The organism is Siccirubricoccus soli, assembly GCF_024178315.1.
GTDB classification, from domain to species: domain Bacteria; phylum Pseudomonadota; class Alphaproteobacteria; order Acetobacterales; family Acetobacteraceae; genus Siccirubricoccus; species Siccirubricoccus soli.
This window is the reverse complement of sequence record NZ_JAMZIK010000123.1, coordinates 12,283-27,941: the sequence shown is the minus strand read 5'-3', so window position 1 is coordinate 27,941 and position 15,659 is coordinate 12,283. Positions and strand designations below refer to the sequence as shown.

Sequence of the window (15,659 nt, the reverse complement as noted above, 5' to 3'; positions counted from 1 at the left end):
CCTGTCAATGCAAGCCAGGCACAACTCCTTGTGCGCGACGGTGGCAGCGCTACCGGCGCGAGGCATCGGCCCGGTGGGGGCGTTGTTCACCGCGAGGCAACCGCCGATGCCGCCAAACAGCCGCTCCGTCATCGCCGCTTCCAGCCGGCCGGCCATGGGGCCGAGATTGCTGTAGTGCCCAGAGGCCTCGATGGCTCCCAGCTCGGCGGCCAGCCGGTTCAGCCGCGGCGGCGCGGGGCGGAGGAAGGGGATCGGCAGGGATTTTGCCACGGGGCCATCCCTCGGGTGCTTCTGCCCGAACAGGGTTGCGAGCGCCCCCGCCGGCAGGGCCGGCGGCGGCGCCCGGGCACCGCAGCACGGCGTCGGGAAGGGAAGGGCTAGGGGCGGGGTCCGGCGTCCCCCCGGCGCCTGCCATGCGCGCCCCGGCCATGCGCCGCAGCCGGCCCGGCTCGCAGCGCCCGGCGCCGGCCGCGCGCTCAGCCGGCGGAGACGACGTAGTCCTTCAGCGCCTCCGCCTCCTGCTCCGCCGCCTCGATCCGCGCCTTCACCAGGTCGCCGATCGAGACCAGGCCGAGCAGGGCGCCGCTGCCGTCCAGCACGGGCAGGTGGCGGACGCGGTGCTGGGTGATCAGGGCCAGGGCCTCGGTCACCAGCGTCTCCGGCCGCACCGTCACCAGCTCATGCGTCATGAATTGGGAGACGGGCAGGCCGGTGGTGCCGGGGCCATGCCCGGCCATGCCGCGGATGATGTCGCGCTCGCTGATGATGCCGAGGATGCGGCCCGCCTCATCCTGCACCAGCGCGGCGCCGATCCGGTGCGCGTCGAGAGTGCGCGCGACGGCGAGGATGCTGTCCTCCGGGCGTACGGCGATGACCGTGCTGCCCTTTACCTTCAGGATCGATCCGATGATCATGCCGTTCTCCTCCCGTGGCCGGATGGAGTCGCTGGCCGGACGGCCAGCTTGACCCGGCCTGGCCGCAGGCTGCGCCCCCGGCCTTCGTCAAGGCAAGAGGAACCGCAACGCGCCGCCCCCGGCGGCGGGATGCGGGGCGGTCGCGCGGCTCCCATAAACGTGACCGCGAAAATGGCTCGGATGAATCAACTCCCGGACGCATCCATGGTCCCTTGTCGCCCGTCTGGAGAAAGTCTTGGATGGTCATCAATCTCCGCGCCTCAGCGGATGGGCAGTGTTGTCAGGTCACCGGCCTTGGGCTGCGGGCCGCCTTCCGGCTGGAGGGCCTGCCGCCGGATTGGCAGGACCGCGCCATGCGGCCCGCCGCACAGGCGGCGTTGAGCCAATGGCTGGCGGCCTATGGGGTGCGCGGGGAGCCGGAGCCGCGCCCGCCGGAGGAGCTGCGCCGGCTGCTGGAGGAGGCGGGCGGCTAGGTAGCCCCTCCCCCGCAAAGCCGCGGCGCGGCCCTGCGGGAGCCCCGCATCCACTGGTTCCCAAGACCCGGCACGTCCTGGAAGGGCACCACGCGGCGGCGGGTCGAGACCGCCGCATCCTGAACCTGCCCCGCCGGTGGCCGGCCCTTGCGGATCCCGCCCCCGCCCTCAGCTGCAGGCCGGTCGGCGCAACCAGCCCGGTTTGGCGCCGCCCTGGCCGTGGCCCGGGCCAGGCCTCGCCGAACCCTTGCGGGGCAGGCTGCCGGTGCCGTGCTGCTGCCCCATTTGCCGCTACCCTGTCGCCGCACCCCGCCATGAGGTTCCGATGCGCCGTGCCCTGCTGCTCGCCTGCCTCGCCCTTCCCGCCGCCCTGGCAGCGGGGGCGGAGGAGCTGCCCGTCCGCGCCGTCACCCTCTCCAATGCCGGGCTGATCCAGATCGAGCGCGCCGGCAGCCTGGCACCCGATGCGAGCGTCACCTTCCGCGCCCCGGCCGAGGATGTGGACGACATCCTGAAATCCCTGGTGCTGCGCGACCCGGGCGGGGTGGTGGAAGGGCTGCGCCTGCCGGCCCAGGATTTGGAGGCCGAGGCCTTCCGGGGCCTGCCCCTCCGCTCCGAGGATTTCGCCAGCCGCGTCGCGGTGCTGCGGGCGCTGCGCGGCCAGGCAGTGGAAGCCGGCGGCAGCACCGGCCGGATCGCCGATGCCGAGGAGGCGGAGGGCGGGCTGCGGCTCTCCCTCCTCACCCCCCAGGGGCTGCGCCTGCTGCTGCTGCGGGAGGGCGAGGAGGTGCGGCTGACCGACGCCGCGCTGGCCGCCCGTCTCGCCCGCGCGGCGGAGGCGATGGCCGCCAGCCGGACGGCGGATGAGCGGCAGATCGAGATCCGGCTGCGCGGCGCCGGCGCGGCGCGGGAGGTGGGCTTCGCCTATGTCGCCGCCGCGCCGCTGTGGAAGCCGAGCTGGCGGCTGCTGGTGCCCACCAGCGACGGTGAGGCGCGGCTGCAGGGCTGGGCGGTGGTGGAGAACCGCTCCGGCGCCGATTGGGACGGGGTGCGGCTGGCGCTCGTCTCCGGCAACCCGGCCGCCTATCGCCAGGCGCTCTACGCCCCCATCCGGGTGACGCGGCCGGAGCTGCCGGTGCGGGTGGCGGAACAGGTGACGGTCACCGCCGATACCGGCGCCCGGCCGGTGGCGGAAGCCCAGGCCCAGGCGGAGCGGGCGGGCAGCGCGCCGGCCCGGGCGATGCGCGCGGCACCCGCCCCGGTCGCCGCCGCACCGGCTCCAGCCCCGCCGCCGGTGGCGAATTTCTCCGACGGCGTCGCCGCCCTGCCGGCCGCCACGGCCGCCGCCTCGGCCGGGCGGGTGGCCTTCACCCTGCCGGCGCCGGTGGCGCTGCGGGCCGGGGAGACCGCCAACCTGCCCTTCCTGGACACCACCCTACCGGCCGAGCGGTTGTGGTGGGTGCAGGATGTCAACGCCCGCAACCCGCTGAACGCGGTGCGGCTGCGCAACACTGGCAGCAGCGTGCTGCCGGATGGGCTGGCCGCCGTCTATGGCGCGGCCGGGCCAGAGTCCGGCGCCTATCTGGGCGATGCCGAGATCCGCGCCGTGGCGCCCGGCGAGACCCGGCTGCTCGCCTTCGCCCGCGACCGCGACGTGCTGCTCAACAGCGCGACGGCGAGCGGCGAGCGGCCGGTGAGGATCGAGTTCCGCCGCGGCGTGGTCGTCATCGGCACGCTGCGGCGGGAGGAGGTGGCGCTGGCCATCGACCCGCGCGGGGCGCGCGGCAAGCTGGTGGTGGACCTGCCCCGCCGCCCCGGCGCCACGCCGCGCTTCCCGGTGGCGGCGGAGGGCGATTTCGGCCTGCGGCACGAGGCGGTGCTGGACGGCAGCGCCACCACGCTGCGCTTCGCCTTCGAGCGCGAGGGGCGGCAGGAGGTGCCGCTCTGGGATGCCGGCCTCAGCGACCCGATCCTGCTGCGCTGGCGGGAGGTGGATGTGGAGCGCGAGCAGCGCCGCCTGCCGGGCGGCCCCGGCATGCTGGAGACGCTGCGCACGGTGCTGGAGCGGCTGCGCGCCGATGCCGCCGGGCGAGTGGAGCTGGAGGCGGTGGCGGCCGGGCTGGCCGAGGCGCGGCGGCGGCTGGAGACGGCGCGCGGCGCCATCCGGCAGTACCTGGCGGCCGAGGCGGTGCTGACCCGCGCCCGCGCCGCGGTGGAGGACCGCACCGGGGCGGAGCGGGAGGAGGCGCGGCGGCGGCTGAACCAGGCGAGCCTGGCGGCCGAGCGCGCCGGCAGCGCCGCGGACGCGGCCTGGGAGGCCTGGCAGCAGGCGGTGCAGGCGGTGGTGGCCCGCACCGGCTAGAGCATTTTCAAGCCAGGCGGAATCGCCCGGCGACTCGGAAAATGCGGGAAAACAAAAGGTCAGAGCGGTTTCGCGCTGGAACGGTCAGCGCGAAGCCGCTCTAGAGCAGATCGCGTTCAGATGGAATCATCTGGACGCGTGAAGATGCTCGCAAAACGGCCCAGAGCATGCTGCGTGAGCGCAAGCGAACGCAGCATGCTCTAGCGCAGCCTCCGGCCTGATGAATCACGGCGTGATCCATCAGGCCGGAGATCAGCTGCTCTGGATCTTGCTCCAAGGCCCGGCATCGCGCCCCCCGGCGGCGGCCAGGGCCGCCGGGATGAGGCACCGGTGCGCGCGCTCAGGCCGGCTGGGGGTGCGGCTCGCGCAGCGCCAGGTCGATCGCGCCGGCCAGTTCGATGGCGGTAAAGGGCTTCTGCAGCACGGAGAATTCGCCGTTCGGCACGTCCAACGTTGCCAGGTAGCCGGTGGCCAGCAGCACCGGCAGCCCCGGCCAGCGCTGCCGTACCGTGCGGGCAAGCTCCAGCCCGCTCATCCCCCCCGGCATCACCACATCGGAGATGACGAGGTCGAAGCTCTCCCGTTCCAGGTGGCGCAGCGCGGCGGGCGCGTCGGCGCAAAGCACCACGCTGTGCGTGTCGCCCTCCAGCATGTCCACCGTCAGCCGGCCCACCGCCGGGTCGTCATCCACCAGCAGGATGCGCAGCCCGGGCTGCGGCGCCACCGGGCCTTCCAGGAGTTCGCTCCCGGCCGCTGGCGCCATCGCATCCTCGGTCAGGCCGGGCAGCAGCAGCGTGATCTCCGTCCCCTCGCCCACCTTGCTGTCCACCGTCACTCGGCCACCCATCTGGCTGACGAAGCCGTGCACCTGGCTCAGCCCCAGCCCGGTGCCCTTGCCGACCGGCTTGGTGGTGAAGAAGGGCTCGAAGATCCGGGTCAGCACTTCCTCCGGAATGCCCGTACCGGTATCGCGCAGGCTGACGGCGACGAAGCGGCCCTTCAGCCCCTGCGGCTCGCCCCGCAGCAGGCGGTTGGCGGCACGGATATGCAGTTGCCCGCCCTGCGGCATGGCGTCTCGCGCATTCACCGCGAGGTTCAGCAGCGCCACCTCAAACTGCGCCGCATCGATGCGCACCGGCCAGAGATCGGGCGCCAGCTCCACCTCCAGCTTGACGTTCGGCGGCAGGGAGCGGCTGAACAGCGCCACCGCCTGCTGCACCGACGCGGCCGGATCCACCACATCCACCCGCAGCGGGGCGCGGCGTGCGAAGGCGAGGAGCTGGGCGGTGAGGTTGGCGCCGCGCGCGGCGGCGTTGCGCATCTCCGCATGGATCTCCGGCAGCCGGGGGTCGCCCGGCGGCAGGCGTTCGGCAAGGCCGAGGCCGGAGCTGATGACCTGCAGGATGTTGTTGAAATCATGGGCCACGCCGCCGGTGAGCTGGCCCAGCGCTTCCAGCTTCTGCGACTGGGCGAGCTGGGCGCGCGCCTCCTCCAGCGCCAGCTGGCTCTCGCGCCGCTCGGTCAGGTCGCGGGTGACCTTGGCAAAGCCGACAAGCGTGCCGTCATCGTCGCGGATCGGCTCGATCAGCACGCTGGCCCAGAAGCGGGTGCCGTCCTTGCGCAGGCGCCAGCCCTCGGCCGTGAACCGGCCGGTCGCCTTCGCCTGGGCGAGGGCGCGGGCGGGGATGCCGGCCTGCCGGTCCTCCTCCGTATAGAAGCGGGAGAAATGGGTGCCGATGACCTCCGCCGCCTCATAGCCCTTGATGCGACGAGCGCCGGCATTCCAGTTGGCGATGGTCCCGTCCGGCTTGAGCATGAAGATGGCGTAGTCCGTGACGCCCTGGACCAGCAGGCGGAGGCTGCGCTCGCTTTCCAGCAGCGCCTGCTGCGCCGCGCGCTGCTCCGTCATGTCCCGGGTGATCTTGGCGAAGCCGATCAGCCTGCCCTCACGGTCCCGGATGGCATCGACGACCGCGAAGGCCCAGAAACGGGTGCCGTCCTTGCGCAGGCGCCAGCCCTCGCTCTCATAGCGCCCGTCCCGCCTGGCCTGCTTCAGCGCGTGTTGCGGCAGGCCGCGCTCCCGGTCCTCCGGCGGGAAGAACATGGCGTAGGAGCGGCCGAGAACCTCCTCCGCGCCATAGCCCTTGATGCGTTCCGCACCGGCATTCCAGGTGCTGACGCGCCCTTCCGGATCCAGCAGGTAGATGGCGTAATCCACAACCGCTTCGACGAGCAGCCGGTAGATCTGCTGGTCGGGGGTGGGAGAATCGTGCATTTCAGCGGCATTCTTTCCATGGAGACCACTGCCGGCCAGCATATCGGCATCGGTCCCGGGTCGGGGTAAGGCGCAGGCCTGGCAGCCGCCAGTGACCAGGCTGCCCGCCCCATTAAGTGCTAGAATATCACAAGCCAGGAAAAGCCGCCCCTGGCCATCTCGCCGAATTGCGCAGGGCTTGGCCGCGTGCCCAGCGGGACAGGTTGTCGCAGAAGATCTCCGCCACCCGTGCCGGCAGCCCGTCGCTGGCAGCGGCGCTGTGGGGGGAGACGATGACATTCGGAATATCCCAGAAGGGACTCTCCGGCGGCAAGGGCTCCATGGCAAAGACATCGAGGAAGGCGCCGGCCAGATGCCCGCTCTCGAGCGCGGCGAGCAGCGCCGCCTCCTCCACCACCCCGCCGCGGGCGACGTTCACCAGGTGCCGCCCGGGCGGCAACAGGGCCAGGGCGCGCGCATCGACGATGTTGCGCGTCGTCTCGGTCAGCGGGCAGGCGAGGATCAGCCAATCGGTCCGCGGCAGCAGCGCCGGCAGCTCGGCGAAGCCCGCCACCGCGTCGAAGCCCGGCGGCGGCCCCGCCGCGGCATCCCGCCTAAGCCCGGTGGTGCGGAGGCCGAAGGCGCGGCAGAGCCGGCCGATCTCCTGCCCGATCGGGCCGGTGCCGAGGATGAGGGCGTGCTGGCCTTGCACGTCGCGCGGCTCGGGGTCGCTGTAGAGCGGTTCCCAGGCGTGCCGGCGTTGCGCCGCGGCGGCGCGGGGGAAGCCGCGGGCCAGTGCCATCAACCCGGTGACGGCGGTCTGCGCCACGGCCGGGGCGCTGGCGCCGGCGGCGTTGGTCAGCGTCAGGCCGCGCGCCAGCATCTCCTGGTACACGGCCATGTCGGTGCCGGCGGAGAAGGTCTGCACCCAGCGCAGGCTGGGCGTGGCCTGCAGCAGCTCGATGAACCGGAGAAACCGCGCATTCAGGCGGTGGCGGGTGCCGCCCTGAAAGAGATCGCGGGTGATGAAGGCGATCTCGATGCCGGTGGTGTCGGGCAGCGGCCCCTCCGGCGCCACGGGCACCAGCTCCGCCGCCGGCACCGCGGCCAGGATGCGCGCGCCATGCCGTTCGGCCGCGACATCCGAAAGAAGCACCCGCATCCGCAGCCCTACCTCCAACTGCCGGGCCACCGGCCCCGCGACTTCAAGCGGATCGCCCGGTGTCCTGGCGCGGCTTCGCCGCGCCAGGCTGTGACGCATCCCCGGCCCTGCAGCGACAACCGGGGCCCCCACGGAACTGCGCAGCAGTTTCGTGGGGAAAAATCAGTCCCGGTAGCTCGGGTCGATCCGGTCCAGCTTGCGCAGCAGCGCCGGCCAGTCGAGCACGCCGAAGGGGCGGCGGACATGCGGCTGGTAGTTCATGTAGGTCTTCTCGACGATCTCGGGCGCCACCTTGATCATCGGGCTGTTGCAGGACATCGCGGCAATCTGCGTCTTGCAGGACAGTTCCAGCCGGTGCAGCGCGTTGAAGGCTTCGGGGATCGTCTTGCCGACCGTCAGCAGGCCATGGTTGCGCAGGATCATGGCGTTGTTGTCGCCGAGGTCGTGCACCAGCCGTTCCTGCTCGGACAGGTCGAGCACCACGCCGTTGAAGTCGTGGTAGCTGATCTTGGCGAAGCGCATGCTGGTCTGGGTGTTCGGCAGCAGCCCGCATTCCAGGGTGGAGACCGCCATGCCGGCCCAGGTATGGGTGTGGGCGACGCAGGCCAGGTCGTGCCGCGCCTTGTGGATCGCCGAATGGATGACGAAGCCGGCGCGGTTCACCCCGTATTTCTCGCCGGGGAAGTCCGGCGCCAGGAGGATGTTGCCGTCATAGTCGATCTTCATCAGGGAGGAGGCGGTGATCTCCTCGTACAGCATGCCGTAGGCGTTGATGAGGAAGGCGTCCTCGCCCGGCACGCGGACGGAGATGTGGTTCGCGATCAGGTCGCTCATGTGGTAGAGATCAACCAGGCGATAGGCGGCGGCGAGATCGACGCGGGCCTGCCACTCCTCCGGGCTCACCTTATGGCGCATGGAGGGGATGCGGTATTCGGTGCTGTCGAGCATGGACGGTTTCCTTTCCTCTGGCGGCTGAGTCAGTGGCCCTCAAGGGCGGGCGGCGGCATCCGGAGCTTCGGCCTTCCCGTGGAACCGCGGCGCGGCGTCGCAAGGCCTGCGCTGCCTTCCCCGGGCCTTGCACCGCCTGCCGCGGCAGGGCGGCGGCCCGGCCGGTTCCGGGCGTTGGCGGCGCACCCGCCTTCGGTCGCAACAGACACTTCGCCCACGGCCCGTTCCTTGCTGGGACGGAAAGCTTAGGGCGCTCCGCTACCCCCCTCAACCCCGGGCGGGACGGGCGGCTACTGCGCCTGGGCCGCCTGCGCCGCCCGCACCGCGCGGCGCAGCTTGGCGATGCCGGTGCGGACATGGCCGGTATCGCAGAGGCGGCGGCCCTCGGCTGCCAGGCTCCGGCTCGGCTCCCGCTCCGCCGCCGGCAGGCTGGCCAGCCGTGCCGCGAGGCTGCCGCAATATTCCACCGTATCGGTCGTCAGGCGTGGTCCCGGCTCCGCCGCCACCGGCAGGGCCAGAAGCTGGGCAAGCATCAGCAGGGCGAGCGAATGTCGCATCCGGCAGGAATATGGGGCGGGCTGCCTGTTGCCGGGATGGGCCAGGGATGATGTTTCCGTCATCGCTCGTCCATCATCGCATGGTCATCCGCCTCAAGGCGCCGGCAGGCGCATCACCACCCGGAGGCCGGGCGGAACCTGGCCGGGCATCGCATCCTCCAGCCGCACCTCGCCCGCATGCAGATGCGCCACCGCCTGCACCAGAGAGAGGCCGAGGCCGGAGCCGGGCGTCGCCCGCGCCTTGTCGGCCCGGAAGAAGCGCTCCCCCGCATGGCGGCGGTCCTCCGGCGCGATGCCGGGGCCATTGTCCGCCACCGCCACCTCGATCGCCAGGCCGAGCCGGCGGGCGGTGAGGGTGATGACACCGTCCGCCGGGGTGAATTTGATGGCGTTGTCCAGCAGGTTCGCCACCGCCTGCAGCAGCAGGTCGCGATCGCCGATGATGTCGAGGCTCGGCGGCAGCTCGGCGGTCAGGCGCTGGCCACGGGCTTCCGCCATCGCCTCGTAGATCTCCGCCGCATCGGCCAGCACCGCCGCCAGGTCGAAGGGGCCGAAGGCGGCGCGGCGGGCGCCGGCCTCGGCCTCCGCGATGCGCAGCAGGGCCTGGAAGATGCGGCTGATGTTGTCGAGATCGGCGATGCCCTGCTCCACCGCCGCCCGCAGCGCCTCGGCATCCGGCGCCGTGGCCAGCGCGTCCTCCAGCTTGGCGCGGGCACGGGCGATGGGGGTGCGGAGGTCGTGCGCGATGGCGTCGGAGACGCCACGCACGCCTTCCATGAGGGTGCCGATGCGGTCCAACATCATGTTCAGCGTCTGCGCCAGGCGGTCGAATTCGTCCTCCCGCCCCGAAAGGGCGACGCGGGAGGAAAGGTCGCCGCCGGCGATCGCCGCGGTGGTGAGGAAGGTGGGGCGCATCCGCGCCTGCAGCGCCGCGCGGATCAGCCAGGCGCCGATCAGCGCGAAGATGGCGACGGCGGAGGAGGCCCAGACCACGCCCTCCGTCAGCAGGCGGCGGAGCTGGCTGCGCTCGGACTCGTCCCGCCCGACCAGCAGGCGCAGCCCGGGCAGGTCCACCCGGTGCAGCCGGGCTTCCGCCGCCAGCCCGTCATGCAGCACGCGGGTGCGGAACCACGCCACTTCCGGCGCCATGTTGGGCGGCCAGCGGTCCAGGTTGCCGGCGAGGCGGCGGTTTCCCTCCGCCTCCATCAGCAGGTAGATCGACTCGTTCTCGACATCGACGGCGAGGCGTTCCTCGATGGCCTCGGCGAGTCCGGTGACGCCGGCTTCGCGCCAGCGCTCGGTCAGGGCCACGGCATCGGCGCGGACGGCGGCGTCGGTCTGCCGGTCCAGCGCGCCGGCCGTCGCCCACCACAGCACCGCGACCAGCGCCACGGCGGCGCAGGCGAACATGGCGGCGAAGAGCACGGCGAAGCGGAAGCCGGCGGATTTCAGCAGCCGCGGCGGGCCGAGCGGGGCGCCGGGCAGCGGGGCCTGCTCCGCCGTGCGCCGCGGCATGGCGCTGCGCGGCCGCAGCGCGTTCACTTGGCTTGCCGCCCGGCACGCAGCCAAGCTGTTTGCCGCCCGGCACGCAGCCGCCACACCAACCCTGCGTGCCGGGCGGCGCGGGGCGTTGGTGAAACCGGCCTGACAGGCGGGGCGGCCGTCACGGCTCCGCCCGGATCATGTAGCCGGCGTTGCGCACCGTATGGATCAGCGGCTTGTCGAAGCCCTTGTCCAGCTTCTGCCGCAGCCGGCTGACATGCACGTCGATGACGTTGGTCTGCGGGTCGAAGTGATAGTCCCAGACCTTCTCCAGCAGCATGGTGCGCGTCACCACCTGGCCGGCGTGGCGCATCAGGTGCTCCAGCAGGCGGAATTCCCGCGGCTGCACGTCGATGCGCTTGCCCGCCCGGGTGACGGTGCGGGAGAGCAGGTCGAGTTCCAGGTCGGCGACGCGCAGCCTTGTGGCCGGCGCGTCCACGGAAGGGCGGCGGGCCAGCGCCTCCACCCGCGCCAGCAGCTCGGCGAAGGCGAAGGGCTTGGTCAGGTAGTCGTCGCCGCCGGCCTTCAGCCCCTTCACCCGCTCATCCACCGCGGAGAGGGCGGAGAGGAACAGCACCGGGGTGCGGTTGCCCTGGCTGCGCAGGGTTTCCACCAGCCGCACGCCGTCCACGCCGCCGGGCAGCATGCGGTCCAGCACCAGCATGTCGAATTGCTCGGAGGCGGCGAGGAAGAGCCCGTCCCGGCCATTCGGCGCGTGTTCCACCGTATGGCCGGCTTCCTGCAGGCCCTTCTTCACGAAGCGGGCGACCTCGGCATCGTCCTCGACCAACAGAATGCGCATCTTCCTTCTCCGCCGAAGCTCGTGCTTCTGCCGCGCCGGCAGCAAGCCGCCACACCAACCCTTGCCGCCGGCGCGGCCGGGAAACCGTCTGAGGGGCCTCCCACCTGCAAACGGTCCCCCCACGCCCGGCGCCGCGGGGAGCCCGGCCCCCGGGCCTAACCCTGCCCCGGCCGCCGCCCCACCTGTACAGGAACTTCCCGCTCCCGTCCGTCCCGCACCACGGTGAGCCGCACCGTCTGGCCCGGCGGCACCGCCGCCACGGTCCGCACCAGGGCGCGGGAGGTGTCCACCCGGTCGCCATTGATCGCAATGACGATATCGCCCTGCCGCAGCCCGGCCCGGCCGGCCGGGCTGTTGCGCTCGATGCCCGCCACCAGCACGCCGCGCCGCCCCTGGCGCTGATCCTCGGAGACCAGATCCTGCACCGCGACGCCGAGCCAGCCGCGCTCCACCCGTCCCTCGCGCCGCAATTGCTCGATCACCGGCCGGGCGAGGTCGGAGGGGGTGGCGAAGCCGATGCCGGCGGAGGCGCCGGAGGGCGAGTAGATGGCCGTGTTGATGCCGATCACCTCCCCCACCGCGTTGAACAGCGGGCCGCCGGAATTGCCGGGGTTGATGGCGGCGTCGGTCTGGATGAAGTCGTCGAAGGGCCCGGCCCCGATCTCCCGCCCCCGCGCCGAGATGATGCCGGAGGTGACGCTGCCGCCGAGGCCGAAGGGGTTGCCGGCGGCCAGCACCCAGGAGCCGACGCGCGCCTGGGCGGAGACGCCCCAGGGCACCGCCGTCATGGATCCGCGCGGCTCCACCTTCAGCAGGGCGAGGTCGGTCAGCTCATCCGTCCCGATCACCCGGGCCGGCAGCTCCGTGCCGTCCTGCAGCGAGACGACGACGCGGCTGGCATTCCCCACCACATGGTTGTTGGTGACGATGTAGCCCGTGGGGTCGATGACGAAGCCGGAGCCCGCCCCCGTCACCTCCTGCCGCCGGCCGCGCTGGCGGTCGCGGAAATAGCGCTCGAAGGGCGTGCCGCGCAGCTCCGGCGGCAGCTCCACCGAGCGTTGCTCGGCGGTCACTGCAATGTTGACCACGGCCGGCAGCACCCGCTCCGCCAGGTCGGCGAAATCCGGCAGCAGGCCACGCTGGGCGGAGGCCGGGTAGGGGGTGGTGGCGGCGCTGCAGCCGGCCAGCAGCAAGGCCAGGGCTGCCTGGCCGAACAGGCGACGGGACGGCAGGGCGGACATGCGATGCAAGGGTCCTGACAGGAGGGCAGCCGCGGCGGGGGGGCCGCGACTCCGCAGGGAATGGCTTCAGAGTGTGGGCGGATGGATGCGCTCCTTCAACCTCCGCCACGGCGGCGTTAGCCTTGTGCGCTGGGAAATGGAGGGACGCCATGCGGATGGATCGGCGCAGGCTGGTGCAGGCGGGGCTCGGCCTGTCGGGGCTCGGCCTGGCCCGGGGCGCCCGGGCCCAGCCAGGCTGGGCGCCGGAACGGCCGCTGCGCTGGATCGTTCCCGCCCCGCCCGGCGGCGGCTTCGACCTGATCGCCCGGCTGCTGGCCCAGGGCCTCTCGCCCCGGCTCGGGCAGCCCATCGTCATCGACAACCGGCCGGGCGCCGGCACCGGCATCGGCGCGGAGGCCGTGGCCAAGGCGGCGCCGGACGGGCTGACCTTCGGCAGCGCCGACAACGGCACGCTCGTCTACAACTCAGTGCTCTACCGCCGGCTCGCCTATGATCCGGAGAAGGATTTCCGCGTCGTCGGCACCACCGCCCGCTTCCATCTGGTGCTGGCGGCGCGGGCTGGCTCCGCCATCGGCTCGGCGGCGGCGCTGGTGGCGCAGGCCAAGGGGGCGGCGGAGCCGATGCAGTATGGCTCCCCCGGCGCCGGCCTGCCGCACCACCTGGCGATGGAGCGGCTGGCGCGGGAGACCGGGGCGAAGCTGACGCCGGTGCATTACCGCGGCCTGGCGCCGATGATGACCGACATGCTGGCCGGCACGATCGAGGTGGCGGTGGTCGACCTCTTCGCCGGGCGGGAGCATCTCTCCGCCGGCCGCTTCCGTCCCCTGGCGGTCTGCTCCGAGACGCGGCTGCCGCAGCTGCCGGGGGTGCCGACGGTGGCGGAAGCGCTGGGGCTGGCAGGGTTCGAGGCCTATGCCTGGCAGGCGCTGATCCTGCCCCGCGCCACGCCGGATGCCCCGGTGCTGCGGCTGCGGCAGGAGCTGGTGGCGGTGCTGCAGGACCGGGGGGTGGCCGCGGCGATGCGCGAGCAGGGCCTGGACCCGCTACCCGGCGGCGAGGCGGAGTTCGCCGCAAGGCTGTGGCGGGAGAAGACGGTCTGGGTGCCGCTGATCCAGAGCCTCGGGATCACGCTGGATTGAGGCGGGGCCGGGGTGGCGGCCTCGTCACATCCTCATGGCGCGCCTGATTTGGCGGCCTGATCCCGCGCCAGCAGCAGCCGCGCCATGCGGTCGAATTCCGCCACGCTCAGCGTCTCCGCCCGCCGCGCGCCGTCGATGCCGGCCGCCGCCAGCAGCCCCTCGGCATCGCCCAGGGCCTTCAGCGCGCCCCGCAGCATCTTGCGGCGCTGGCCGAAGGCGGCGGCGGTCAGGCGCTCCATGGCGCGGAACAGTTTCTCGCCCGGATCCTCCGGGTGGGGCTCCAGCCCCACCACGGCGGACCAGACCTTGGGCGGCGGGCTGAAGGCGCCGGGGGGCAGGCGCAGCAGCAGGGCGCAGCGGCAGCGCCACTGCGCCAGCACGCCGAGCCGGCCATAGGCCTCGGTATCCGGGGCGGCGCAGATGCGCTCCGCCACCTCCTGCTGGAACATCAGCACCATGCGCTCCAGCGCGGCCGCCTGGCGCAGCCAGCCCACCAGCAGGGGCGTGCCGACATTGTAGGGCAGGTTGGCGACGATGACGCGCGGCGCCGGCAGCAGGGCGGCCACGTCCACCCGCAGCGCATCTGCCTCGACCACCCGCAGCCTTCCGGGGAAACCCGCTTCCAGCTCCGCCAGGGCGGCGACGGCACGCCGGTCCAGCTCCACCGCCGTCACCTGCGCGGCCGGCGTCGCCAGCAGGGCGCGGGTCAGGCCGCCCGGGCCGGGCCCAACCTCCAGCACCTGCCGGCCGGTCAGGTCCCCGGCCTGGGCGGCGATCCGGCGGCACAGCGCCTCATCCAGCAGGAAGTGCTGGCCGAGCGACTTCCGCGCCTCCAGCCCGTGCCGGGCGATGGTCTCGCGAAGGCTGGGCAGCATGGGGCCGGTCAGCGTCGCCTCCGGGGTCAGCTCCGCATCTCGATATTGCCGCGCCGGCGCAGGTCGCGCTGCAGCTGGCGGGAGAGGTTCTCCACCCGGTCGCGCAGGAGTTGGCTTTTCACCTGCTGGGCATTGGTCTCGGCGAGGTTCCGCTGCTCCCGGCTGCACAGCATCATCACCAGCACGCCTTCCGGCGTCAGGATGGGCTGGGCCGGCCGGCCGGAGGGCAGGCCGGCCAGCAGGCTGCGAAGCTGAGGCGGGTTCACCGTCTCCAGCCGGATCTCGCCGGGATCCGCCGGGCGGTCGCTGCCGCCGCCGCGGGCGGCCTGCTCCACCGCGTCACAGCTCCGGGCGGTGGCGGCAAGGCGCTGCGCCTTCTCCACCTGGTCGCGCTGCTGCTGCGTCGGCGCATTCGGGTCCAGGGTGCCGGCGAAGGGGAAGAAGGCCTGGCGGATGCTGATGAGGGTGGCGATGTCGCGGCCGCTCTCCCGCTTCTGCCGCAGCGCGACGATCTGGTAGCCGCCCGGCACCCGCACCGGGTTGCTGATGGCGCCGGGAGGCATGCGCTCGATCAGGTCGCCCACCTCGGAGTCCACCTCCTCCTTCCGCACCCAGCCGATATCGCCGCCCTGCAGCGCGCTCTGCGCCTGGCTGAACTGGGTGGCGGCGACCGGGAAGGGGGTGCCGGCGCGGAGCTGGCGGATCACCTCCTCGACGAAGCGGCGGGTCTCCGGCTCGGTGGTCGGGTCGTCCACCGGGATGAAGATCTCGGACACCAGGTATTCCGGCTGGCCGATCCGGGCGCGGATGTTGCGCAGCGCCTCATCCACCTCGGCCTGGGTCGGCTCCGCATCCGGCCCCAATTGCTGGCGCAGGACGCGGCCCCAGCCGATCTGGGTGCGGATCTGGTCGTAGAGCAGGCGGGGCGCGACGCCGACCTGGGCGAGCTGGGCGCGCAGCCCGCCGGCGGGCAGGTTGTTGCGCCGCTCCAGGTCCTGCACCGCCTCCGCCACCTCGGCATCCGAGACGGGGATGCGGCGGCGCTGGATCTCCTGCGCCCGCAGCTTCTCATCGACGATGAGGCGGGTGACCTGCGGCCGCATCCGCTCCAGCGTCTCCGGCGAGACGCCGATGCCGGCGTTCAGCGCGAAGAGCCTGGCGCGGCCGATGATGTCGGCCCGGCTGACGACATCGCCATTCACCACGGCGACGATGCGGTTGGCCTGCGCCGCCTGCGGGGGCTGCGGCGGCATTTGCGCCCCGGCCGGCGGCGCGGCCGCGAGCAGGGCGAGGAGAGCCGGGGCAAGGAGGGCGTGGCGCGACATGGCCGTTCCTTAGCGGGAGGCTGGGCTGTGGGCTACTGCGGATTGCGCCGTGGTCCACCGCTGAG

Annotated in this window: 13 protein-coding genes; 3 read left to right on the top strand and 10 right to left on the bottom strand. The window is 72.9% G+C overall.

Translation table 11 applies throughout. From position 1 onward, the window contains the following. Window positions 1-476: 476 nt before the first annotated feature. Entirely contained in the window at window positions 477-914 is a 438-nt protein-coding gene (locus NJ376_RS19230) for a CBS domain-containing protein (RefSeq protein WP_252954905.1), read from the bottom strand. A gap of 239 nt (window positions 915-1,153) precedes the next feature. On the opposite strand from NJ376_RS19230, the gene NJ376_RS19225 reads away from it, so the two are divergent. Both NJ376_RS19225 and NJ376_RS19220 read left to right on the top strand, forming a co-directional pair. Further along, window positions 1,154-1,387, top strand: coding sequence for a hypothetical protein (locus NJ376_RS19225; RefSeq protein ID WP_252954904.1), 234 nt, complete (start codon window positions 1,154-1,156; stop codon window positions 1,385-1,387). A 325-nt stretch (window positions 1,388-1,712) separates the two neighbouring features. Further along, window positions 1,713-3,749: a DUF4139 domain-containing protein gene (locus NJ376_RS19220; protein WP_252954903.1), complete on the top strand. Its 2,037-nt coding sequence runs from the start codon at window positions 1,713-1,715 to the stop codon at window positions 3,747-3,749. Window positions 3,750-4,089: 340 nt separating this feature from the next. Here the strand turns inward: NJ376_RS19220 and NJ376_RS19210 are convergent, their stop codons facing one another. The 7 genes from NJ376_RS19210 to NJ376_RS19180 all read right to left on the bottom strand — a co-directional run bounded on the left by NJ376_RS19210 (window position 4,090) and on the right by NJ376_RS19180 (window position 12,255). Further along, complete coding sequence (locus tag NJ376_RS19210; protein ID WP_305879999.1) at window positions 4,090-6,024, bottom strand: hybrid sensor histidine kinase/response regulator; 1,935 nt, start codon at window positions 6,022-6,024, stop codon at window positions 4,090-4,092. A gap of 127 nt (window positions 6,025-6,151) precedes the next feature. Next, window positions 6,152-7,165: a D-2-hydroxyacid dehydrogenase gene (locus NJ376_RS19205; protein WP_252954902.1), complete on the bottom strand. Its 1,014-nt coding sequence runs from the start codon at window positions 7,163-7,165 to the stop codon at window positions 6,152-6,154. Between the two features lie 162 nt (window positions 7,166-7,327). Beyond that, complete coding sequence (locus NJ376_RS19200; RefSeq protein ID WP_252954901.1) at window positions 7,328-8,113, bottom strand: class II aldolase/adducin family protein; 786 nt, start codon at window positions 8,111-8,113, stop codon at window positions 7,328-7,330. Between the two features lie 290 nt (window positions 8,114-8,403). After that, the gene (locus NJ376_RS19195; protein ID WP_252954900.1) at window positions 8,404-8,670 is read right to left on the bottom strand and encodes a hypothetical protein; all 267 of its coding nucleotides are present in this window, start codon (window positions 8,668-8,670) and stop codon (window positions 8,404-8,406) included. Between the two features lie 93 nt (window positions 8,671-8,763). Next, on the bottom strand, window positions 8,764-10,212 hold the full coding sequence (locus NJ376_RS19190) for a sensor histidine kinase (RefSeq protein ID WP_252954899.1): 1,449 nt from the start codon (window positions 10,210-10,212) through the stop codon (window positions 8,764-8,766). 121 nt (window positions 10,213-10,333) lie between these two features. After that, window positions 10,334-11,014, bottom strand: coding sequence for a winged helix-turn-helix domain-containing protein (locus NJ376_RS19185; protein ID WP_252954898.1), 681 nt, complete (start codon window positions 11,012-11,014; stop codon window positions 10,334-10,336). 155 nt (window positions 11,015-11,169) lie between these two features. After that, on the bottom strand, window positions 11,170-12,255 hold the full coding sequence (locus NJ376_RS19180; protein WP_252954897.1) for a trypsin-like peptidase domain-containing protein: 1,086 nt from the start codon (window positions 12,253-12,255) through the stop codon (window positions 11,170-11,172). A 149-nt stretch (window positions 12,256-12,404) separates the two neighbouring features. On the opposite strand from NJ376_RS19180, the gene NJ376_RS19175 reads away from it, so the two are divergent. Beyond that, a complete protein-coding gene (locus NJ376_RS19175) occupies window positions 12,405-13,394 on the top strand; it encodes a Bug family tripartite tricarboxylate transporter substrate binding protein (protein ID WP_252954896.1) in 990 nt (329 codons plus the stop codon). Window positions 13,395-13,426: 32 nt separating this feature from the next. Here the strand turns inward: NJ376_RS19175 and rsmA are convergent, their stop codons facing one another. Continuing rightward, window positions 13,427-14,269 carry a 16S rRNA (adenine(1518)-N(6)/adenine(1519)-N(6))-dimethyltransferase RsmA gene (gene rsmA, locus NJ376_RS19170; RefSeq protein WP_252954895.1) on the bottom strand — a complete coding sequence of 281 codons (843 nt, stop codon included), beginning with the start codon at window positions 14,267-14,269 and terminating at the stop codon, window positions 13,427-13,429. Between the two features lie 26 nt (window positions 14,270-14,295). Continuing rightward, window positions 14,296-15,594, bottom strand: coding sequence for a peptidylprolyl isomerase (locus NJ376_RS19165; RefSeq protein WP_252954894.1), 1,299 nt, complete (start codon window positions 15,592-15,594; stop codon window positions 14,296-14,298). Window positions 15,595-15,659 lie beyond the last annotated feature (65 nt).